Consider the following 22,006-nt stretch of genomic DNA (forward strand, 5'->3'; position numbering starts at 1 on the left):
TTGCGTCAGTTCAACGTTGGATAGACAAAATGCAGACACAATCTGATTTCCTTTCATCACTTCAACTACAAGCTCACCAATCTTTCCAAAGATTCGGCATCGTCATTCAAGGCGAGTCTTCTTGGCAAGATGCATTGGTGTCAGAGTTCCATAAAACACAGATGTATCAACGTTGGTTTTGTGTCGGCGATTTTGGTTTGGAGAACGCATACAGTGTTTCGCCTAAACAAGGGCACATGTTGTTAGGCAGAGAGTGTGACGTTCTATTGTTTGATGCTCGAAATGGTTTTGACGCAAATAGCTTTACCGCCGCGCTTGGCACATTGGTTGGCGGTGGCCTTCTTATTATCATTACTGAGCCGCGACAAACTCCGAACTTTGCTCAGCAATGGATGCACAAACAATGGGAGAAGCTCGTTGTTATTGAGCAAGACAAACCATTGCCAACGGCTCCAGACATCAAGCAAGCAGAAAAAGAAAGCCACTACACGGAACAAGAACATGCCATTTCTCTAATTGAAAAGGTGGTGACAGGACATCGAAAGCGACCATTAATTTTGACCGCTGATCGTGGGCGTGGAAAAACAAGCGCACTTGGTATTGCTTGTGCGAACTTATTACAGCAGAAGCCATTTAGAATCTTAATTACGGCACCATCTATAAAAGCTGTTGAGCCTGTTTACCAACATGCTTTGCGGTTACTTCCTAATGCGCAGCGTATTAGGAAGGACAGATTAGAATCAGGGCAGGGAGCCATTCAATTCATTGCTCCTGACGAACTTCTATCGAGCCGACCTGAATGTGATTTGTTACTTGTCGATGAAGCGGCTGCAATTCCAGTTCCTATGCTTAAAAGCATTACCGAACATTATCATCGACTCGTTTTTTCTACGACTATTCACGGTTATGAAGGTTGTGGCCGGGGCTTTACGATTAAATTTGTTGATTGGCTTCAGAAACAGCGTTCGGGAATGAAAACATGGCACATGACACAGCCCATCCGCTGGAGCATGAATGATGCGCTCGAATCATGGCTCTATGACGCGTTTTTGTTGGATGCGGAGTTAACGCACCATCAACTTAACCAGGTCGACTCAATTTCCCTTTCTAAAGCCGATAAGGACGATTTGATATCGCAGCCTAGTTTGCTACGTGAGTGCTTCGCTCTTTTGGTTAATGCTCATTATCAGACCTCGCCGAATGATTTGATTCACCTTTTGCAAGACGACAACAGTCAGCTCTATTTTGCTAAGCAAGATAATGCGGTTGTGGGGGTAATATTAGCGGTCGAAGAGGGTGGGCTTGACGCCGAATTGGTTGAAGAAATTCAGCTTGGTAAGCGTCGTCCTAAAGGACACTTAGCCCCAGTTACGATTGCAAACCACCTTGGATTCCCCAATGTTGCGAAGCTATCGACGCTGCGAGTCATGAGAATTGCTGTTAATCCGGCATTGCAAGGAAGAGGCATCGGTCAAAAAATGCTGCAGCAACTTGAGCAAATGGCGGCTAAACACATTGCTTACTTATCCACGAGTTTCGGTGCGACGGAAGAGTTGGTCTATTTCTGGCGACAATCGAACTTCCGTGCAATTCGCTTAGGGTCAATGCGCGATGCTGCTAGCGGTTGTTATTCAGTCTTGATGGTCAAAGCTTGTGATTCCAAACAGACGGCTTGGGTCGATGAATCTCAGGCGCTATTTGAAGAAATGTTGTCTAACAATGTGGCTGACGTCTATCCAAAATTAGAAGCCTCAATTTTTCGAGCTCTATTACCGCAACCTTTGGGAATGAGTCCACTTCATCCCGCGAAGTTATTACTAATTGAATGCTATGCTGATGGTGGTAACAGTTATGAGTCCGTGTCTGCTTGGCTTCAGCAGTGGTTACTTAACTTAGGTTTGAACTCCGCTTCCGACTTGATGATCAGTAAGCTTTTTCTTAACCGTAGTTGGACTGAATGTGCTCAGCAATTTGGGCTACCTGGAAGAAAGCAAGTTGAGCAGCAGCTAAGGGACGAAGTAAAGCACATTTGGAACGATTTACACTGTAAACAATAAGGTGAGATTTACACTGTAAATGAAATTATTAGGAGCTGATTTTACACTGTAAATCCAGCTCCTTTTTATTTCAGTGTGTATTTTGATTGAGCTTTAGGTTAAATCGAAATGCTCTCTTAATATCTGTTTAACCGTTATTGATGGATTACTTTCTTTAGTGACGTGAGCCTTATAATAAGAAATGCGAGGTTTGTTCAGAAAACGGATTTGGGTAGACTGAAAGTGTTGATGGGAAGCAAAGTGGTAAGGATATGTGGAAGCTGTGTCTTGAGTTATCTGAAGATAAGACCAAGGTGATAGCCCGTCTTCCGGGAGAAGTGGACCTCGGTGGTGAGCTAAATCAAAATGAATTAAACTCGCAGCTCGCCGCAATGAACGCTGAAAAGATGTTTGTTGTTGAGGGGGAAGTCGTGAGATTCATTAACTGCGCCAAAGAACGTAAAGCCGAAGCTTACGAAGGCATCGTCATTGCGGAAAAACGCAACGCGCAAGTTGAGGTCGAATTATCGAATAATGACATGCTCGCCAGTATGAACGTTGTCGGCGCGTACGGAGGCCGAGGCTTACGTGGCCCCGAGATTGTTCAAGCCCTTGCTCAAGCGCGAGTTTCGAAAGGCATCAACAAACTGGCTTTGAAGAAAGTGTTGGTTGTCAGCACTCAGCTCAAACCGGGCGAAACTTTTTCTCAACCTGTAGCGGTTGGTAAGCAACCTATCAAAGGCAAAGACGCTCTTTTTACTCCTCTCGTTAAAGACATCACCAAACGCATCCTCAAACCCAAAGACGGCCAATCTGCTAGCGACAAAATTGATTTACGTAACCTCGGTGAAACTATCGCGGTTGACGTAGGCGATGAGGTGATGCGCCGCACGCCTGCGACCAAAGGTACGCCAGGTTTTACTGTTCAAGGGCGAGTGATTCCTCCACAAGCTGGAAAAGACAGCCCAATGAAGCCAGGCAAGGGCACCGAGATAAGCAAGCACGACCCAAACCTATTGATTGCATCGGTATCCGGTACGCCTCTAATTAAAGACAAAACCATTGAAGTTGATAACGCACTCTGTCTCAATAGCGTTGGCGTGAATACAGGTCACGTGAAATTCAAAGGGAATGTGATTATCGGTGGCAACATTGAATCCGGAATGATTGTTAAAGCGACGGGCTCTATTACTGTAGGCGGCTTCATTGAATCGGCTGACGTACAAGCACAAGACGACATCCAAGTCGGTAAAGGGATCATTGGCCACACCGTGAGTGATGGTCAGCCAAAGAGCTGTCACGTCAAAGCCAAAGGTTCGATTCGTGCCAGCTACGCCCAATATTGTGATTTGCAAGCCGGCGAAGATATTGAGTTGGCGGTGCACAGCATGAATAACGATATTCTTTGTGGGCGCAATCTGACGGTGCTGGATGCGAACGGTAGGAACGGTACGCTCAGCGGCGGGGATGCAAAAGTCGGTGACAAAGTGGTGTGTTTACAATTGGGCGTAGAAGGCGACACCGCCACTAAGGTAGAAGCGTTCGCGCGATATTCTGCATTTAAGGAGCGATTAGCAGAGCTCAAAGATCAATATAAACGCGCTCAAGAAGGCACGATGGATGTGATTCGTAAAGAGCTCGAATTTAAGAAACGTCCTAAAGCCGAACGTACCGACGAAGAACAAGCTCAGATTGATGTGATGAAAACACAAAACAACGAGCAGCTTGAAGCGATAAAGCAAAAGCTAGAACAAACGGAACATGACTTTGAAGTCGCGTTAGAAGAAAATATTGTCGAAGCCAAAGAGCGTGTCTTCACTCGCGTGACGGTGCAGTTTGGCGACGAACAAGTAACGACAAAGCGCACTCATGGCGGTTGTTCGTTCCGTTTCAATCAATACGAAATTAAAGTCTCGGCGAACTTGGAAGAAGAGGACGTCGCTGCGGTTTAAGCTTTCTTACTCACTGAGCCCACACGTCGCAACAAGATGTGTGGGCTTTTTTATCTACAAATCGACAATGTGCTCTTGATAGTAGTCCGCAAGCGCACCAACTTGGCTGCTACACATTACTTTCATTGCTTGTTTAATGTGTTCTATTGGCCAGTTCCACCATTGGATATTGAGTAGAGTTTCAATCTCTTTATCGCTAAATCGTTGACGTACGACTTGGTTGTTTCCAACCACCACCGAATAAGGTTGCACGTCTTTCGTCACTACGGCGCGTGCTCCGATGACGGCTCCATCGCCGATGTTTATTCCGGGCATGATCATCGCCTCGCTGCCAATCCAAACATCGTTCCCCACCACCGTGTCTCCGGCACGCTCGAAACCGTCTTGCACGCCTTCTCCAAATTCTTCAGGAGAGAAGGGGAAGGTCGAAATCCAGTCAATGCGATGACCTTGATTTCCTGCCATCATGAAGGTGGCTCCAGAAGCGATGGAACAAAACTTGCCAATGATTAATTTGTCGATGCTATCGGGTTCTCTACTTTGCCATTCTTGAAGTGTGACGGGGTCACCCAACAAGTAGCGTACCGCTTGCTCTTCGAAGCTTTTTTGATGATAGAAGCCCGAGTAATAGCTGTAATCGCCAACGATGATATTGGGATTAGTGATGTGATCTTTAATGACTTGACCTTTTAACCACGTGTCGAAAACACTCATAACTCATCCTTTCAAATTTAGGTTGTACAGAGTTTAGAGGCTTTCTATTATTTCCAGTAGTTTGATTTTAGAGATTCAGAGTTACTGTATGGAAATAAAATGGCTCAGCTACGTACCACTTTACGTCGCTTTGTGCGAGGAGCGAAGTATTGCTGGCGCAGCAAAGCGACTGAATTGTTCGAATGCGCATGTAAGTCGGCAACTTAAACAGCTTGAAGACATATTGTCGGTGCAGCTTATTCAGCGAACTACGCGCCAGTTTAATTTGACCTACGATGGTTTGCGGTTTTATCAGCAGGTAAAGCAACTGCTCGAAGGCGCTGAGCAGATCAATGAGCAAGTCATGGCAAACGAGATCGTATCGGGAAAATTGAGAATAGCGGCGTCTGCTTCTTTCGGAGCCGCGTTACTCAGCCAAACATTGATAGAGTTTCGATTGCAACATCCACAAGTGAGCGTCGAAGTGATCTTCACAGAGACACCTCTCGACTTGATTGAGGCTGGGTTTGATATCGCATTCTACTTTACCGATACTCTTCCAGAGGGATACGTCGGCCATCAGCTACGCACTTTACACTGTAAACCGATCGCTCTTATTTAGCTGATAAACCAAATGTAAGTACGCCAGAGGAGCTTTGCGACTTGGAGCACATCCTTTATAAAAGTCGTGACTTGGTGTTAGATAAATGGATGTTTACGCATAAGCAAACTCAGCAGCAGTGCAGTATTGGGTTAGAAAGTACGCTGAGTTTTAATCTTGTCCGGTCCATGTTGGATGCTACTTTGGCTGGTTGTGGTGTTGCCATGTTAGATGAATTTGCGCTGGCCGAACTCGAACCTGCACAAAAAGAACAACTCGTGAGTTTGCTGCCAGATTGGCAAACGGATGCGATTTTGCCGCTTTATCTGCTTTACCCAAAACGTGAGCACTTACCAAGAAGAACGCGAGCGTTCATTGATCACTTTAGGAACATATATTCTGTCGGCGAATAGCGACAACAAACTTAGCAACAATTGAGGAAGCAAAGGAATGCGAAAACACTGTCACCAGTTTTCCTGATGCAGGCGTGTTGGTCAAAACAGGTAACGAAGAAAACATATTACGAGGGTGAGCTTCTTCAAATCAGCATTAAAGGCAATAACTACTGACCGGACACAGAAGAAGCTCATGGATTCAGCTAACTTACATTAAGTATCGTGCTTACAGCTCGTAACGCAGACCTAAGTGGTAGTAGCTTTCGTCTGCGTGCGCACCGCCAAACGAGACTTCTTGTCCATTACTGTAGCCACGCGAGCCGTTACGATCAACGTAGTTTGTGTAGATAGAAGAACGAGGCGTCAGTTTGTATTGCACTTCTAGCGTTGTATCTTTCAGCTCTAGCTCGTCACCATCACTGTTTTCTAAAGAACGATAACCAGCACGCAGTGCCCATTTGTCATTTACACTGTAAACCGCCGTCAATTCCATCACTTTATCGGTGCTGGTTTGTGAGTAATAGCCCTCTAGTTCATCTTCCGAGTACAACGCACCCAACATCAAATCACCTAGGTAGTAACGCGTACCTGCGCCCCAGAATGTGTAATCGGTGTCGTTGCTTTCACGTGCATCACCTTTATTTTTCTGCATCGCCACCACTGGTGCCAAGGTACCCAAATTCCCCATATCTAGCGTATAACGCAGTGCAGTGTTGTAACCGTAGTCGAGTTCAGAAATGTTGTTTCCTAAAATGTACGCGACAGAAAAATCGAAATTACCTAGGCTGTTTTGGTATTGCAGCGTGCCATCTTGACGGAAAACTTGCGTCGCGGTTTTGTCGACTTTATTCGCTTGGCGCGCCATAGAAACATCGGAAGAGGCGAACACATCACCAATGTCGGTAAACATAATCAATCCAGATGCCACGCGACCACCAGTAATGCGACCATAATCTTTCGCATCAATCCCCGCCCATACATAACGTGCGGTCAGAGACGGTTTGTCGTTTACTTGGTTTGCGTATTCAGCAGCACCCACTTGGTATTGCGCTTGGCCGATGATCGACGCGTACTCGTTGATGGTTTGTGAACCGTTTAAACCAATACGGCCATCAAACTCGCCATTTGTATCGCCGTGCTCATCATTTTTACTGGTGACATTGAAACCAAGACGAGAGTAAATATTTAAAACTGACCCATCTTCCGCTTGATACAGCTGCGCTGCCATTGCGTTTGATGCCATCAATGTTGGGATAAGTAGAGTCAAAATGTGCTTTTTCATGATTAACGACCTTTCATTTCTATTGTTTTAGGTACGACAAAGCCCCTTCCGAGTAGCGGAATAAGAAAAATTGTCGTGAAGTAGAGAGAGGGTGCGCCCTTGTTTGCCAAGGGCGCGAGCTAGTCCATTCCTATAGGGGAAGAATGATTTAGCTTAAATCGACGTCTTTGCTGCCAAAGAAGTAAGTCGCGAGGAAGCCAACGATGTAAGAGATAAGCAGGCCAGCAACAAACACCATCATGCCCGGGAAGATGCCATTTTCTGATGTCATGAGAGGAATCGCCACGATACCGGACGGGCCAAACACCGTATTAAGACCAACTGGCAAGCCAAGGTAAGAAACTAAGCCGATAAAGAAGCCGCCCGCAGCGCCACCAATACAAGCGGTAACGAATGGTTTTACGCGTGGTAATGTCACGCCGTAAATCAATGGTTCGCCAATACCTAGAAGTCCAGGAATAATAGCGCCTTTAACTTGAATACGCAGTAGAGCGTCTTTTTTGGCTTTGAAATACAGCGCCATTGACGCGCCAACCTGACCGCCACCAGCCATCGCCAGGATAGGAAACAGCGAGTTAAAGCCCAGTGCTTCCATCAATGCGAAGTACACTGGAACAAAACCCTGGTGGATGCCAAATACCACAGAAATTAAGAACAAACCTGCCAAGATTGCAGCGCCTAATGGGTTATCGTTCAAGTTGAGGAACAACCAAGACATCCCTTTAAATAGCTCACCACCGATCGGCATGATGATCAAGAAGGTTACCGCACCCATGATCAATAGAGTGATAACGGACGTTAAGATCATGTCCAGATCATCAGGCATGTATTGACGAACCTTACGCTCGACTTGCGCACCGATGATCGCTGCCAAAAGTACGCCGATAATGTTGCCGCGTGGATCAATCGCAAAGCCAAAAAACTCGTTCATGCCAGAGTAAATGCCGGATGTAGCCTCTGGGTTGTAACCCAGCACAAACAAAGAGGCGAGAATAGCACCATTAACACCAGAGCCGCCAAACGCTTGCTGCGCGTTGTAACCAATCAGAATACTTAAGAAAGCAAACAGACCCTTACCAAAGACTTTCATGTAGGCGATCAAATCCAACATAAACTGGCTTGGTGTCTGGTCGAGAACAAACATCTGTTCCAATAACGTCGCAAAACCTAGCAACAAACCAGCGGCAATAAAGCCAGGGATCAACGGCGTAAAGATGGTAGCAAACTTGCTTAAAAAACGCTGAACCGCACTGGTTTGCTTACTCTTCATCTGTTTTTTCTGCTCGGCCGCGACGGCAGAAAGATCTTGTTGCGGCATATCTGGTTCTTCACTGTCACCAGAGGTTAAGCTATCGATCAATTGATTCATCATCTCAGCCGCTTGTTGAGCTTTTCCGGGACCGAGAATGATCTGAAACTGCTCATCGCTTTCCACCACACCCATTACGCCGGGAATTTGCTTGATAACTGACTGATCAGCCAAACCATTGTTGGCGAGCGATAAACGCAAACGCGTCATACAGTTACCACATTTGCTTACGTTGCTGCTGCCACCCACTGAGGACAGCAACTGCGATACTGTGTTTGAAGTTATTTTTGCCATAGGGTCTATCCTTCAGAACTCGGATTATTTAGTTATTATTTAGTGCTGCGCGAATAAAACCGTTGTGCGCGGCGAGGCGTGATTTGGCTTGTTCGGCATCCAAATCGGCCAAAATCATTAAGATGGCAGTTTTGCAGTGGCGAGCGCAGGCATTTAATGCTCGCTCTGCTTCTTCTTTTGATGCGCCAGTTGCTTCTACAACAATGTTGGTTTGGCGTTGGATGAGCTTGGCGTTGGTGGCCTCTACATCCACCATTAAGTTACCAAATACCTTACCGCTACGAATCATTGCGCCTGTCGTGAGCATGTTTAACACCAGTTTTTGTGCGGTGCCGGCTTTCATGCGAGAAGATCCAGTAACGACCTCTGCGCCAACAATCGGCAGAATCGCGATGTCGGCCGCTTTTGCCATGGCACATTCTGGATTACAGGCGATAGATGCGGTCGTAGCTCCGATGGATTTAGCGTACTCCAAACCACCTAGCACATAAGGCGTGCGGCCACTTGCAGCTATGCCTACAACCACGTCATGCTTGGTGAGGTGAAGCGCTTTTAAGTCGTCTTGACCCATTTTCACGTCGTCTTCTGCGTTTTCTACCGCTTTCAAAATCGCTTGGTGTCCACCAGCAATTAAGCCAATCACCATATCTGGATGCGTACCGTAGGTTGGAGGACACTCGCTCGCATCAAGAATTCCTAAGCGGCCTGATGTGCCAGCTCCCATGTAAACCAAACGGCCACCATTGGCGAACGCTTGGGTAATTGCATCAACCGTCTTTGCAATTTGTGGTAGTACCGCTTTGACCGCGAGCGCGACTTTTTGATCCTCTTCATTAATGACTTGCAGCATCTCGATGGTCGAAAGCGTATCAATCTCTGCACTGGCTGGATTACGGCTTTCTGTCACCAATCGGCTTAAATCAATTTTCATGTTTTACACTCTTCGTAATGTTCAATCTGAGGGCGATTCTATGGAATAAAATATTCTGTTTTGGTGATAAAAATCACACTTGAGGTTATTCTTTGTGTAGGCGAAATTTGGAATAATGAGAGAAAATATACGTCCATTACATCCGGTATAAACTGGCTTGGTTAGAATAATCATGTAGTTAAATCAAACTCCAATTATTTTTGTTTTGGAATAATTTATTTAAATTTTTTGAGGTTTTTGTTGTGTCAGTTGTCAATAAGATAGTCGCGAGGCGTACTCAGCTTTCGCAAAGTGGTCGTTTGGTCGGCGATTGGATTGTTGAAAACGCAGAAAAGGCCGCGCTGCTCACTAGCCAAGAACTTGCGGCGCAAGTAAAAGTGAGTCAATCGAGCATTGTGAAATTTACTCAGCGTATCGGCTTTAAAGGCTACAGCGAGTTTAAGTTAGCTCTGAATGAAGAGATTGGCCGTAAGCATGCGATGCAGTCGACACCGCTGCACAGTGATATTTTGGCAGACGATCCCATCGCGGTTATTTCACAAAAGCTGGTGAGAGCAAAAACAGATGCTATGTTTCAAACCACCAATGCGCTGTCTTATGAAGCGTGTCACCAAGCGGTGAAATGGTTGAGTGAAGCGCGTCGAGTGCAAGTGGTCGGGATTGGGGGCTCTGCACTGACCGCGAAGGATTTAAGCTTTAAACTGCTTAAACTTGGTATTACGGCGCTTTCTGAACAAGACAGCCACGTGCAGATTGCTGTTGCCCGCACGCTCTCTCCAGAAGATGTTCAGATCGCAATCTCGTTTTCGGGTGAGCGCAAAGAAATTCTCGTCGCGGCAGAAGCGGCAAAAGAGCAGGGCGCGAAGGTGATTGCGTTATCTGCTCCTGGGAGAAGCCGCTTGCGCGGTATTGCCGATATTACGTTTGATACGATTGCCAATGAAACGGAACATCGCAGCTCATCCATTGCTTCACGCACCGCGCAAAACGTGATCACCGATTTGCTGTTTATCATCTTGGTTCAGCAAAGAGACGACAGTGCCCGTCAGTTGATCAGCGATATCAGTACTGATATCAAGCAGATCCTCACATGATCGCTTGTTCAACAGTGGACTAAAGATCCGGATCGTGCCTCAGCAAAGCAATAAAAGCGGAGAGATGTTTTTCAATGGTGAGATCGGCAGAAATTGCCGGTAACTCCAACGTGATGCAAGGTAAATCACGTTCACTACACCAAGTGCCGAATGAGCCGGGTGTTTCGTAGTCGACATCGTCTACGATTGGCAGCTGGAACTGCTCGCCGAGCCATTTGGCAAGGTCGGAATGTTTGGGATCATCTACAAACGCAAGCGGTTCATGAAACGACACCACAAACTTTGGCTTGCGCAGTTCAATCAAGTTAATTAATGCGCTAACTTCTGGCTCTAGCTGGTTTTTAGTGCCAGTTTTCACTTTTACGTCTCGAACGGGTGTGTGAGAACTCCATCGATACACTGTGCCATGCTCAGTCCAATTTTGGGTTGGAAACGCGCGATTGAGGTCCACTTGGTTTGCATTTGCGCGTGTGCCTAGCTGGTTGCCGTCCGGATTCAGTGACAGAATCACATCATGTCGTAAGTTTTCAGCAGGCAAGCTTCTTAGCGCGCAGGACAAACCTGCAATCGAGGCCGTCTCATCCCCGTGAGTGCCTGCTAAAATCAAACCTCGCGAAGCACTTTCGACTTGTGCCGGAAAATACAGTAATGGCGCACCAAGCACGGATTGACCGTATATTGTTGGCCGAATTAAAAATGCCGCTCTTTCCGTTCTTGGAATTAGACTCACCGTAATCTCCTGATTGATGAAGTAGTATCAATATCTAAGCTAATTAAACCTAGCTAAACCGAACCGTTTAAACTCGTCAACGGTTGAAATGTTAATTGTGGCACTTGCTTCACAAGACGCGTTAGGAGAACGAAAAACGATATGGATTTTAAAAAACATTCAACGGCGTTGCTGATTTCCTCTTTATTCACCCCTTTTCTTGCTACATCGGTTGCTGCGGAGACCTTACCTAAAGGCATTCAACTTGCCGCAGAACAGCATTTAGTACGTGCGAATGACGCAGAGGCGGCGACGCTTGACCCAGCGAAAGCCGAAGGTCTGCCAGAAATGCATGTGATTCGTGACTTATTTGAAGGGCTTGTGATTCAAGATCGTGACGGAAACATCATTCCCGGTGTGGCAGAATCATGGGAAACCAACGACAACCAAACCTTTACTTTTCACTTGCGCAAAGACGCGAAATGGTCGAATGGCGAGCCTGTGACAGCGGATGATTTTGTCTATTCACTGCGCCGAGCGGTGGATCCGAAAACCGCTTCTCCAAATGTTTGGTATCTCAAACTCACCAAGATCAAAAACATCACCGATGTAGCAGAGGGCAAAAAGCCTTTGGACGATCTCGGTATCAAGGCAGTGGATAAATACACCCTACGTTTTGAGTTGGACAGTCAAGTGCCGTACTTTGTTGCTATGACTGGGCACACGTCCATGATGCCAGTGCATCAAGCGACAGTGGAAAACCGCGACAAGCCGTGGAGCGATCCAGACCAATTTGTTAGCAACGGTGCATTCACATTGGATAAGTGGGTCGTGAATGAGCGCATTGAACTGGTTAAGAGTCCAAGTTACTGGGACAGCGCAGATACGCATCTAAACAGAGTGACTTACATTCCGTTTGAAAACCAAAACGCGTCGATCAATCGTTATGCGGCAGGAGAGTTGGATATCACGTCCGATGTGCCGACTCATATGGCGCAGAAGCTTAAACAAGATTACAAGCAGGCTTACACGGTGGTGCCATTACTGTGCACGTATTACTACGCGTTCAATACCACTCGTCCGCCATTTGATGATGCGCGAGTGCGTCAAGCGGTGTCGTACTCCATCATGCGTGATGTGATTACGAATGGTGTCACGCAAGTGGGCAACCTTCCTGCGTATACCTTTGCGCATCAGTACACTGCCGGTTTTGATGCGACGCCCCCTGAGTATAGTAAGTGGAGTCAGCAACAACGTGACGAGAAAGCGCGTCAGTTGTTAAAAGAAGCGGGTTACAGCAAAGACAAGCCGCTCGATTTTAAATTGCTGTACAACACCAGTGAGGCAAACAAATCGATCGCGGTTGCGATAGCGTCGATGCTACAAAAAAATCTCGGTGCAAACGTGGAGTTAGAAAACCAAGAGTGGAAGTCGTACTTAGTGGCGCGTAAACAAGGCAATTTCGATGTGATGCGTGCTTCCTGGTGCGGTGATTACAATGAAGCGTCTACTTTCCTGAGCTTACTTCGCTCAGGTTCTTCGGGTAACTTTGCACGTTACAGCAATGCAGCGTACGACAATGCGATGAACAGTGCATTGGCTGCAACCGATGAGAAAGCGCGCCAAGGATTTTACGACCAAGCTGAACGGTTGCTGGCGGCAGATATGCCCATTGCGCCAATCTATTATTACATGCAAGCGCGTTTGGTTCGTCCAACCGTGGGTGGCTTTGCAAAAAACAACGTAGAAGGGCGCATTTACTCGAAAGATCTCTACATCAAGAAGTAGCGCTCAAAACAAGCGATAAATACGAAGCCCCGAAGATGTGTCTTACGGGGCTTCTTTTTATTGTTAGCGAGCGGAGAGCTTGTCCACTAGCATTGCGATTCGTTTGCCAAGATACTCCGCCGTTGCAACATCAGAGGCATGCAACTGACCACCTTCACCACCTTGTGCAACAATACCACCTTGTACACCATAACGATTCAGGTTTTGCTCCCCAGAATTGCTGATCTTATCCAACCCGATCCACATCATGCCGTGTTGGTTAGCGAGCGTTTGTAGATATTGTAATGTGCAAGATTGGTCGCCATTCATTGCTCCACCACTGGTAAAGCCAGCCGCGATTTTGCCCGCCCATTTTTGGTAATACCAAGATTCACTGCTTGCATCGGCAAATGCTTTAAACTGCGCTGCTACACCGCCCATATAGGTCGGTGAGCCAAAGATAATCGCATCACACTCAGCAAGTTCATCCATTAGTTTAGGGTTCACAAAACGTCCCTCAATAATCTCACTGCCTTCAATTCGGTGAGAGAGGATTTCACATTCATCTTGCTGCTTAATGCCTTGTTGTTCAACGCCTGTGGCAATCGCGCGAGCAAGCTGACCAGTAACGTCGGTTTTAGAGAAATAAATAATCGCAATTTTGGACACAATGGTTCCTTTTTTCATTGTTGATTTTTAATCGTGCGACTAAGGCTAAAACCTCAAGCTAAGTTGAGGTCAAGAAGAGATTTGAGATAGATAAAGTACGAATTGGTATCTAAAGAGCTTTCTTATAGGGTAAGTCGACGGCATAACTACAGTGAATGCAATGACGATGAATGTCGTTTATAAAAGCGTTAAAGGAAGATCTTAAAGATGTAGAAAACTCTCTTGGAAACAATGATAAAGGTACTGATGCTAGTGATGATTAATAGGCGGAAAAATAGATTAAAATATGTAAACTCAGACCTGATCCAAGGCGGGAAAAGTACATTTCATCGTTTCTTAAGGCGAGGGATTATTATCATTATGGTAGGAGGCCTTTCTACAGCCTCTTCCACGGTATTTGCACACTTTATAGCGGGGGTGTTTGATGTGGATATGAATGTTCATCCAGAGAGCTTAGAAGAAAAAGTGCATGCACTACTTTTTGTTTCGTTCAGTCTTGTTTTTTACCTCTTTTATGCCCTTATCTCGCTAAATATTAGTGGGTGGCTCATAATGAAGCTAAAAATATAAGCCTAACTAAAACCATGTCCTTGTATTTTAAGGAAGATGGAACTAGTGACGATTTTTTCTTTGCTTGCACCATCTCTATTTTTTGTATTTATTTAAGGTTCGTAAAGAAGAAGCTTACTTTGGTTAAAGTGGCGCTTTTGGTTTCGGCGGTGTGTCATGTGTTTATCATGAAAGAATACAGCGGTGACCTTTCAGTTTATGCGTTTTGTCTCTTCACTGTTGTTCTCCATTAACTTTGGGTTATTTGTGACTACCAAGTGATATTAAAAAGCCGATGTAGATACATCGGCTTTTTAGTGGGTTATTTCTTTCTGCGAGTATAAATTCGAGATTTGGCTTTACTTGGCTCTGGCTTGTTTTTCGCCAGCTTTAGTACCGCTTTTTGCAAAATCTGGTTGTTTGGGTAAGTGATCAAGTTTCCGTTGTCGTGCTTAATTAACACGTGAAACATACTGATTTCTTGAATCTCACCGCAGATGTCTTCATCTTTGTCTACGACTTTAATTCGGTCACCCACTCGGTACGGGAAGACAAAAAAGATCAAAAAGCTGGCAGTGATGTTGCTCAGAATTGACCACTGCGCAATAAACGCCACACCTAATACGGCAAAAATGGACGATAGGAACAAAGACACATCGCCATAGCCAATACCTGTGATAATGGCAAAAATAGAGGCGGTCAAAAATAGCAGCGCGACATTGAAACAGCGCTGAATAAAACTCAAACGAGCCTTTTTTACACCTTTCGCTGTTGCCAAATTTAGGATGGCTCTATTTACAATCCTCTTCAGGATGCGATACGCGATCAGGACAAAAATGCCCATCAATAGTTTGTAACCGAGGGAGCCCGTAGTGAAATACTGGCTCACTTGCTCTAATTGGATCCAATCATTCATTTCTTCATCTCGACGATATCTAGAAAGCGGCTTTTATAGCTGATTTTTTGCTGTAAGTAATCACAATTTTTCTTTACACCATTTGTCTCTGTGTTGAGGTTCCACAGAGTGCTATATAAGTTAATCAAAGACTTAGTGAGTATTACAAACTCTTTGGCTTTATTACTTATATTCAACCAAAGCTGACGTGATTTTGAAAAGAGCAATCTTTGAGCTGTATCCCATATCCGACATTCTATGACGCTAGTTCCTTATAAACGAGCTGAATATGACTTTTGTCCTGATAACCTAAGGTGTATTAATTGAAATAGCTTTTAGGGCGTTGAAAAATGGAAGAAGATGAAAAGGCGATTATGATTTTATTCGTGATTGTTGGCCTTGTACTCGTTTGGGTCGCGCTTGAAGAACTTAATTATCTCGGGCTCCCAATAAAATAAGCCCCGTTAAACACAAGTTAAACGGGGCCCTTGTTTTTTATCAATGTGAATTCAGGCTAGCTAACCGCACGCACTTTGCCTTGTTTCAAATCGTTCAGCACTTGCGCTTTAGGGCCATCTGCGATGATGCTGCCTTTCTCCATCACAATTACGCGATCAACGATGTCGAGCATAGACGTTTTATGCGTAATCAGAATCAGCGTTTCACTAGGTTTCAACTGTGCTAATTGATGTTTAATGTGCATCTCTGAGCGATTATCCATCGCACTGGTTGGTTCATCCATGAGTAGAACAGGAGGACGACCCAAAAATGCACGAGCGATCGTGACTGCTTGACGTTGACCACCCGAAAGCATTGCACCGCCTTCACCAACTTGGCGTTCTAAGCCCGCTGGGTCAGATTGCGTAAACGCAGTAACACCGGCACGATTCGCTGCGTCTAGTACGTCACGGTCATCGGTTAATGGGCGACCTAGCGTAATGTTGTCGCGGATAGAACCAAAGAACAGATTCGAATCTTGCGGCACACAACCAATATTACGGCGAATGTCGACATGATGCAGTTGTGCGATGTCGGTATCATCAATGCGAACATGACCTTCCGTCGGCTGATACAAGCCCATGATGAGACGCTCTAACGTGGTTTTACCCGAACCGATACGGCCTATGATCGCTACTTTTTCGCCTGGGTTAATGGTCAAGCTCAAATCTCGAATCGACGCCACCGGTGAATCTGGGTAGTGGAAGGTCACGCGTTCAAGTTCAATTTTGCCTTGTACTATTGGACGGTGAATGTAACGTTTACCTTCTTCTTGTTCATCCGGCATTTCCATGACTTGATTGATAATTGTCATAGAAGACTTCGCTTGGTTGTAGCGCGTAGAGAGTAAGGATAACTGAACCAAAGGACCAATCGCGCGGCCGCTAAGCATGGTTGCGGCAATCAAACCACCCATGGTTAAGTCGCCCTCTGCAATCAAGTAAACGCCTAGGATGATCATCCCTACGTTACTACTTTGCTGCACAAAACCTGCTGCGTTTTGAATGCTATCCGTAATTCGGCGGCTTTTTATATTCCAGTTCGCCATGTGCGCAACTGCCTCTTCCCAGCGGTATTGGAATTGGCTTTGCGCACTGAGCATTTTTACGGTTTCTAACCCAGCCAAGCTCTCTATCAAATTGGCATATTTTTGCGATGCTAGGCGTGAACCCTCCTCAATGGAGCGGCGCAGCGGCCCTTGTATCAGTAGCGAGTGAATAATCAAAATGACCACGCCCACCATCGGTACATACACAAGATCGCCAGCCATTAGCCATATAATCACTAAGAACAAAATGGCAAAAGGCAAATCAATGAGAGCACTGACGGTCGCTGAAGTAAAAAACTCTCGAATAGATTCGAATTCTTGTAAATGGCGAGCGAAGGCACCGACCGAAGGCGGCTTCGATTCCATTCTAATCCCCATCACTTTGCTGAACAGTTTGGATGAAATCAGAATGTCAGACTTCTTGCCCGCCACATCAATGAAGTAATTTCTCAGCGACTTGAGAATGAAGTCGAACAGGAACACGACAAAGATGCCGCTTGCTAGTACCCATAGGGTTTCAAACGCAAGATTCGGAACCACTTTGTCGTACACCAAGCGAGTGAATAGCGGAGCGGCAACCGCAAAGAGGTTGATGAGAAGTGATGCGATTAAAACATCACGGTAGATGCGTTTTGACTGCCACAAGGTTGACCAGAACCAGTGGCCTTCGTTGGTTTTGAGCACTTCGGGAGAACGCTCATCGAAACGGAATTGCTTTTTAACTAAAAAGTACCGACCAGTGTATTGCTCAAGTAGGTCTTCTAATGGAATAGAGATCGGCACCATTCCACTTTCTAGGGTGGTGACTTCGGCCTCGCGTTTCTCCATATTGATGCTGTTGAGAACGCAAGAGTCACCGCCTTTAAGAACTAAGATTGCCGGCAGAATTAGGCTAGAGATGCTCTCCAGCTCTGCGCGGTTTTCCTTGGCAACCAATCCGGCCCTTTCCGCTGCTCTTGGTAGCAAAAATGGGGTCAGTTTACCGTCAGATAGCGGTAGTCCGTTGACTAGCGCTTCTGGCGAGTTAGCTAACCCATAGTAACGGCTAACGTAGATGAGCGAATTCAGTAAAGGGTCTTTCATCGTTGATAAACCTTTTTATTCCTTGTCGACGATGAATCCTTGGAATACCTCAACAAAATGTTCAGTGAGGAAGTCCAACTGGATTTGAGTTTCGATACGCGATGCGATAGTCGTAATACCAAGGTTGTGGGCAGTACGAGAGATCGACGTTAGCGTGAATTTCTGTTTTTCGTCGTGCAAGTTGTGTGTGAATAGGTAATCGAGCTTCACATAGTTCGGGCGGAACTCTTGGATGTATTCCAAAGATTGGAAGTTACGTCCGTAGTTATCTACGCCGAACTCAGCACCTGATTGGCGAATGGCATTACATAACAGTGCTGTGTGGTGAGGCTGATCGATAAAGCATTCCTCTGGAATTTCAAAGTGTAGCTTAGAGGCCACTTTGGCGTGTTTTTCCAGCATGCTAGTTGTCCAGCGAATAAACGATGGTTGAGACAAGCTGCTTTGCGCGATGTTAATCGCGACTGGGTCATTAAGTTCACCACTTTCTAGCATCTTAATCATTGATTCAATGACATACTGGTCAAAGATGTTGGTGGCGTCTAACTGTTCTAGTGCGAATAGGTATTGATTCGCACGATACGTTTCACCATCTTTTTCGATGCTTGAAAATACTTCGTTGTGGAATACTTTACCCCATGTGTTTTTCGCAGCTTGGAAACGGAATTTAACCCAATCACTATGAATGGCTTCTTCAACCAACGCTTTCCATTGCTGTTTACCCATCAAACTAGAAGGTGTATCACTGCCAATGAAGCCGTATGGCTTGTCTGGTTGCGCTTTGGCTTTCGATAGTGCGTTGTCCACCATCGAGAGGATTTCAGAGCGCGTTTTCTGATCTTTGCTGTGTGCAACCCCTAGTGACGCTTTAGGTTTTGCTAAGCCTGTTGGGTCAGTATTTAGGCCGTTCACACAATTGACGATGCTGTCCGATAAAATGCGTAACTCGCTCTCATCCATATGAGGGAAAAGCAAGCCGAACTCATCACTAGACAAGCGAGCAATAGTGGCACCCGGTACATCAATGGTGTTTTTCAAACGTTGAGACAGTTCTTTAACGTGGGCATCTGCGCGTTGGTAATCTTTGGTCTCGTAAATGTCCCCAATGTATTCAGCATGGAGTAGCGCGATACCCCCTTGCGTTTGCTCTGCAAGCCATTGGTCGATTTGGTTGATGTAGAATGAGCGGTTACCCAATTTAGATATAGGATCGAGGTAAGCCTGAGCACGCAGACGTTGCGCCTCTTTGGCTTGCTCTTTGAATGATAGCTCGATTTGAGCAGACATCATGTTAATGCCATCTACCACCGCGATAAGATCTTTGGTTCTTGGACGAGCAAGCGGTTCACCAAATTGGTTATTCGCGATTTCATGCATTTTATTTACGATGGCCGTTAATGGTTTTAGCGAGCGACGTAGGATGTATGAAATTGCCACTAAACCAGCTAGAAAAATAACACTGAATACAGACAGCAAGCCAATAAAACCTTGCCAGAGCTGCTCGTAAGCTGCGCCTGGGTGGCTAATGATTTCTACTTCGGCGAGCTGCATCCAACCACTGGTCACAACACGCTTATCGTGAATCGCTTTAAATAGATTCATGTCGATAAACCATTGTGGCACCGTACTTGGTTTAACTGGGTAAGTACGCACGATCTGGTAGTCAGAATCTAATGCTGTAAGACGAACAACGGAGTAGGTGCTGCCGTCAAACAGAGCATTAATCACGGACTCAACCGCGACTTTATCTTTGTCCTTTAGGTAAGGAGCCAGTGCCAAACCTACGGTGTTAATAGTGTTGTTGACCTCTGAACGTTGCTGTTGCTCCAAGCTGTCTCGAGTCGTGTTGAATTGGATTACGAATACTGATGCCAACAAGAGTATAAAGACCGTAACCATCCCCACCACAAGCTTCTTATATAGGGTCATGTTTCTCACTCGTCATAGTTAATTTTAGGTTTATTTAACTGCAACTTACGTTCGCGCGAGCGTAAGTCATTCCAAAGGCTCAACCGTGATGCTTTCCCTGCCAGCTCTCCAGTGCTAGCAGATGACTTCATCAACCACAGGTTTGTACCATTAAAACTGTATATCGGTAGCAAGTCGCTACGCTTAGAGGCTCGGACAATGTCAGGATTGATATTATCGAGAATGAGCGGCTCAGAACTTGGGGTAGGGTAGTAAGCTAATACCATGTGAAACTGATTCAGTTCGATGGCTTTTACGTATATTAACCGCATCTTTGAATCTGGTATTCCTAGCTCGAGTAAAGAGAAGTACTTAGCAATAGTGAAATCTTCACAGTCTCCTGCGTTACTCCCTAAAAATTCGAGTGGCGTAGCCCAATAATCTGTCTTTCCCCACAGTTTTATGTCGTCAACGAAATACAGCTGATTAAAAAAGTCGTTAACGCCAGCGAGCTGTTCATGAGTCTCTAATTGTTTAAATAAGTCGAGGTTCTTTCGCCATGTATTTACGCGCAATCCCGCACGTTCGCCGTACACCGCTGTGACCGTATTGACCCATCGTTGTTCTTTACTGTTCAGCGCACCAAGTTGGAACGACAAACAACTTAAGCTGATTAATAATGTAACTTTACGCTGCAAATTGGATCGCATATTCGACTCGTATCACAAGTATACTCTTCTAGAGAGTTCGTCAGTGAGAAATAAGTGCTTTTTATTTAATCACTTATCGCTCAATACTCCCTATCGCGAGTATCTTAATGTGGTTTACTCCTTCAAGGCGTTAGTTTTGGCACTTAAGATAGGCTTAAGTAGATACTCCAAAACGGTTCGCTTCCCTGTGATGATATCGACCGATGCTGTCATTCCTGGAATGATTGGTAAATCTGCATCTTGACCAAAGTTTGTTTTTTCGGTGCGTACACGAACAATGTAGAAGCTGTTGCCTTCTTCATCTTGAGTGGTATCCGCGCTGATATGTTCCAACTCACCCTCTAAACCGCCGTACTTTGTGAAGTCGTAAGCTGTAAACTTCACGATAGCATGAAGATCTGGGCGTAAAAATGCGATGTCTTTTGGCGCAATTTTCGCCTCTACCAATAGTGTGTCTTCTGTTGGTACGATCTCGACGATATCCATACCAGGTTGGATAACACCACCGACAGTATTGATGTTCAGTGTTTTGATTTTGCCTGTTACTGGCGAATTCACAACCGTTCGGTTTACTCTATCTTCCAAGCCCACCGCTGATTCAACCAAGGCAGATAACTGGTCTTGGGCGCTGTTGAGTTTCTCTTGCTGTTCAGAGCGGAATTTGAGTGCAACATCAATACGGTTGAGCATGGATTCTCGAATCGCTGATTGCAATACGGGAATCTTGAGCTCACTGGACGTCATTTCACGACGGGTATCGTTGACTTGGCGCTGTAATTTGAGCAGTTCAATACGAGGAACAACGCCCTCGTCTGCCAAAGGTTTGGTGATATCGAGTTCTTTTTTCGCGTATTGGTAGCTTTGACGCAAGTTCCTTACTCGTGCTTGGATCTCTACCAAGTCCTGCTGCTTTTGCTGCACTTGTTGGTCAATAACAGAAAGTTGGTTGCGTAAATTATCTAGATCTTCGCGATATTCTGCTTTTTGACGCTGTGTGAGTTGAGGTCGAGTCTCTTCCAAGGTTGGTGGGAAGGTCAGTTTACCGTAATCAAGTAGTACACTTTGACGCCAGTTTTCCGTTTCAAAATCACGATTAACGGCAACACTGTTAATAGAAGCGGATAGTTGCAGCACAGATGCGGTAAGGTTGGCAACTTGTTGCTCACGTTCACGAAAATCCGAGCGAAAGCGGGTGTCGTCGATAAGCAGTAACTGTTGGCCTTTTTCAACCAACTGACCTTCTTTGACCAAGATTTCTTTGACTAAGCCACCTTCTAAGTTTTGGACTACTTGTATCTGTGAGGAGGGAATCACTTTGCCTTGACCAACCGTGACTTTGTCGATTTCAGCCCAAGATGCCCAACCTATTGCTGCAATGAAAAATAGCACCATAACCCAGAGCATAAAACGCGCGCTGTTGGGGGTATTGAGGAGCAATGCTGCAGTTTTGTCATCAACAAAATCCAACTCTTCATCGTTGAGTTTGTTGTAGTTATCTCGGCTCATCACAGTCCCTGCTTATATAATTACGGATTATCTTTTTGATCTTATTATTATTAACCGATCATGTCAGCATGCTCGGC

16 protein-coding genes and 1 pseudogene are annotated in these 22,006 nt (G+C 45.5%); 6 read left to right on the forward strand and 11 right to left on the reverse strand.

Annotated elements, in window-relative coordinates; translation table 11 throughout:
* The first annotated feature begins 29 nt into the window (after positions 1-29).
* Positions 30-2,057: a tRNA(Met) cytidine acetyltransferase TmcA gene (locus R7M72_RS05280; RefSeq protein ID WP_318056083.1), complete on the forward strand. Its 2,028-nt coding sequence runs from the start codon at positions 30-32 to the stop codon at positions 2,055-2,057.
* A 251-nt stretch (positions 2,058-2,308) separates the two neighbouring features.
* Positions 2,309-3,988: a FapA family protein gene (locus tag R7M72_RS05285; RefSeq protein WP_318056084.1), complete on the forward strand. Its 1,680-nt coding sequence runs from the start codon at positions 2,309-2,311 to the stop codon at positions 3,986-3,988.
* Positions 3,989-4,042: 54 nt separating this feature from the next.
* Here R7M72_RS05285 and catC read toward each other — a convergent pair whose 3' ends face one another.
* Complete coding sequence (catC, locus tag R7M72_RS05290; RefSeq protein WP_318056085.1) at positions 4,043-4,702, reverse strand: type C chloramphenicol O-acetyltransferase; 660 nt, start codon at positions 4,700-4,702, stop codon at positions 4,043-4,045.
* A gap of 88 nt (positions 4,703-4,790) precedes the next feature.
* Between catC and R7M72_RS05295 the strand changes: the two are divergent.
* Positions 4,791-5,695: pseudogene (locus R7M72_RS05295) on the forward strand (LysR substrate-binding domain-containing protein).
* Positions 5,696-5,903: 208 nt separating this feature from the next.
* Here the strand turns inward: R7M72_RS05295 and R7M72_RS05300 are convergent.
* The 3 genes from R7M72_RS05300 to murQ form a co-directional block, all read right to left on the reverse strand.
* The gene (locus tag R7M72_RS05300; protein ID WP_318056086.1) at positions 5,904-6,959 is read right to left on the reverse strand and encodes a porin; all 1,056 of its coding nucleotides are present in this window, start codon (positions 6,957-6,959) and stop codon (positions 5,904-5,906) included.
* A gap of 148 nt (positions 6,960-7,107) precedes the next feature.
* Entirely contained in the window at positions 7,108-8,562 is a 1,455-nt protein-coding gene (gene murP / locus R7M72_RS05305) for a PTS N-acetylmuramic acid transporter subunit IIBC (protein WP_318056087.1), read from the reverse strand.
* A 28-nt stretch (positions 8,563-8,590) separates the two neighbouring features.
* Positions 8,591-9,493 (reverse strand): N-acetylmuramic acid 6-phosphate etherase, encoded by a 903-nt coding sequence (murQ, locus tag R7M72_RS05310; protein ID WP_188010499.1) that lies wholly within the window; start codon positions 9,491-9,493, stop codon positions 8,591-8,593.
* Between the two features lie 242 nt (positions 9,494-9,735).
* Between murQ and R7M72_RS05315 the strand changes: the two genes are divergently transcribed.
* Positions 9,736-10,587 carry a MurR/RpiR family transcriptional regulator gene (locus R7M72_RS05315; RefSeq protein WP_248380431.1) on the forward strand — a complete coding sequence of 284 codons (852 nt, stop codon included), beginning with the start codon at positions 9,736-9,738 and terminating at the stop codon, positions 10,585-10,587.
* Between the two features lie 19 nt (positions 10,588-10,606).
* On the opposite strand, the gene mpaA is transcribed toward R7M72_RS05315, so the two are convergent.
* Entirely contained in the window at positions 10,607-11,317 is a 711-nt protein-coding gene (gene mpaA, locus R7M72_RS05320; RefSeq protein ID WP_053808187.1) for a murein tripeptide amidase MpaA, read from the reverse strand.
* 141 nt (positions 11,318-11,458) lie between these two features.
* On the opposite strand from mpaA, the gene R7M72_RS05325 reads away from it, so the two are divergent.
* Positions 11,459-13,084, forward strand: a complete 1,626-nt coding sequence (locus R7M72_RS05325) for an ABC transporter substrate-binding protein (RefSeq protein WP_258686493.1) — start codon at positions 11,459-11,461, stop codon at positions 13,082-13,084.
* Positions 13,085-13,147: 63 nt separating this feature from the next.
* Here the strand turns inward: R7M72_RS05325 and R7M72_RS05330 are convergent, their stop codons facing one another.
* Positions 13,148-13,732: a flavodoxin family protein gene (locus R7M72_RS05330; RefSeq protein WP_033907253.1), complete on the reverse strand. Its 585-nt coding sequence runs from the start codon at positions 13,730-13,732 to the stop codon at positions 13,148-13,150.
* 231 nt (positions 13,733-13,963) lie between these two features.
* On the opposite strand from R7M72_RS05330, the gene R7M72_RS05335 reads away from it, so the two are divergent.
* Complete coding sequence (locus R7M72_RS05335) at positions 13,964-14,302, forward strand: hypothetical protein (RefSeq protein ID WP_033907254.1); 339 nt, start codon at positions 13,964-13,966, stop codon at positions 14,300-14,302.
* A gap of 301 nt (positions 14,303-14,603) precedes the next feature.
* Here the strand turns inward: R7M72_RS05335 and R7M72_RS05340 are convergent, their stop codons facing one another.
* The 5 genes from R7M72_RS05340 to R7M72_RS05360 all read right to left on the reverse strand — a co-directional run bounded on the left by R7M72_RS05340 (position 14,604) and on the right by R7M72_RS05360 (position 21,929).
* Positions 14,604-15,197 (reverse strand): mechanosensitive ion channel family protein, encoded by a 594-nt coding sequence (locus R7M72_RS05340; protein ID WP_033906604.1) that lies wholly within the window; start codon positions 15,195-15,197, stop codon positions 14,604-14,606.
* A 493-nt stretch (positions 15,198-15,690) separates the two neighbouring features.
* The gene (locus R7M72_RS05345) at positions 15,691-17,805 is read right to left on the reverse strand and encodes a type I secretion system permease/ATPase (protein WP_005374556.1); all 2,115 of its coding nucleotides are present in this window, start codon (positions 17,803-17,805) and stop codon (positions 15,691-15,693) included.
* A 15-nt stretch (positions 17,806-17,820) separates the two neighbouring features.
* Entirely contained in the window at positions 17,821-19,734 is a 1,914-nt protein-coding gene (locus R7M72_RS05350) for an EAL domain-containing protein (protein ID WP_005383568.1), read from the reverse strand.
* 5 nt (positions 19,735-19,739) lie between these two features.
* Positions 19,740-20,423 (reverse strand): transglutaminase-like cysteine peptidase, encoded by a 684-nt coding sequence (locus R7M72_RS05355; RefSeq protein WP_005374561.1) that lies wholly within the window; start codon positions 20,421-20,423, stop codon positions 19,740-19,742.
* 114 nt (positions 20,424-20,537) lie between these two features.
* Positions 20,538-21,929 (reverse strand): HlyD family type I secretion periplasmic adaptor subunit, encoded by a 1,392-nt coding sequence (locus R7M72_RS05360; RefSeq protein WP_005374562.1) that lies wholly within the window; start codon positions 21,927-21,929, stop codon positions 20,538-20,540.
* Positions 21,930-22,006: the final 77 nt, after the last annotated feature.

It is taken from the genome of Vibrio sp. YT-18, assembly GCF_033337345.1.
In the GTDB taxonomy this organism is placed as follows: Bacteria; Pseudomonadota; Gammaproteobacteria; order Enterobacterales; family Vibrionaceae; genus Vibrio; species Vibrio alginolyticus.

Coding starts and splice junctions, on each gene's coding strand:
- R7M72_RS05300 (WP_318056086.1), bottom strand. CDS start 6,959: ATGAAAAAGCACATTTTGACTCTACTTATCCCAACATTGATGGCATCA.
- murQ (WP_188010499.1), bottom strand. CDS start 9,493: ATGAAAATTGATTTAAGCCGATTGGTGACAGAAAGCCGTAATCCAGCC.
- murP (WP_318056087.1), bottom strand. CDS start 8,562: ATGGCAAAAATAACTTCAAACACAGTATCGCAGTTGCTGTCCTCAGTG.
- R7M72_RS05345 (WP_005374556.1), bottom strand. CDS start 17,805: ATGAAAGACCCTTTACTGAATTCGCTCATCTACGTTAGCCGTTACTAT.
- R7M72_RS05280 (WP_318056083.1), top strand. CDS start 30: ATGCAGACACAATCTGATTTCCTTTCATCACTTCAACTACAAGCTCAC.
- R7M72_RS05325 (WP_258686493.1), top strand. CDS start 11,459: ATGGATTTTAAAAAACATTCAACGGCGTTGCTGATTTCCTCTTTATTC.
- R7M72_RS05355 (WP_005374561.1), bottom strand. CDS start 20,423: ATGCGATCCAATTTGCAGCGTAAAGTTACATTATTAATCAGCTTAAGT.
- R7M72_RS05350 (WP_005383568.1), bottom strand. CDS start 19,734: ATGACCCTATATAAGAAGCTTGTGGTGGGGATGGTTACGGTCTTTATA.
- R7M72_RS05360 (WP_005374562.1), bottom strand. CDS start 21,929: ATGAGCCGAGATAACTACAACAAACTCAACGATGAAGAGTTGGATTTT.
- R7M72_RS05285 (WP_318056084.1), top strand. CDS start 2,309: ATGTGGAAGCTGTGTCTTGAGTTATCTGAAGATAAGACCAAGGTGATA.
- R7M72_RS05335 (WP_033907254.1), top strand. CDS start 13,964: ATGATAAAGGTACTGATGCTAGTGATGATTAATAGGCGGAAAAATAGA.
- catC (WP_318056085.1), bottom strand. CDS start 4,702: ATGAGTGTTTTCGACACGTGGTTAAAAGGTCAAGTCATTAAAGATCAC.
- R7M72_RS05340 (WP_033906604.1), bottom strand. CDS start 15,197: ATGAATGATTGGATCCAATTAGAGCAAGTGAGCCAGTATTTCACTACG.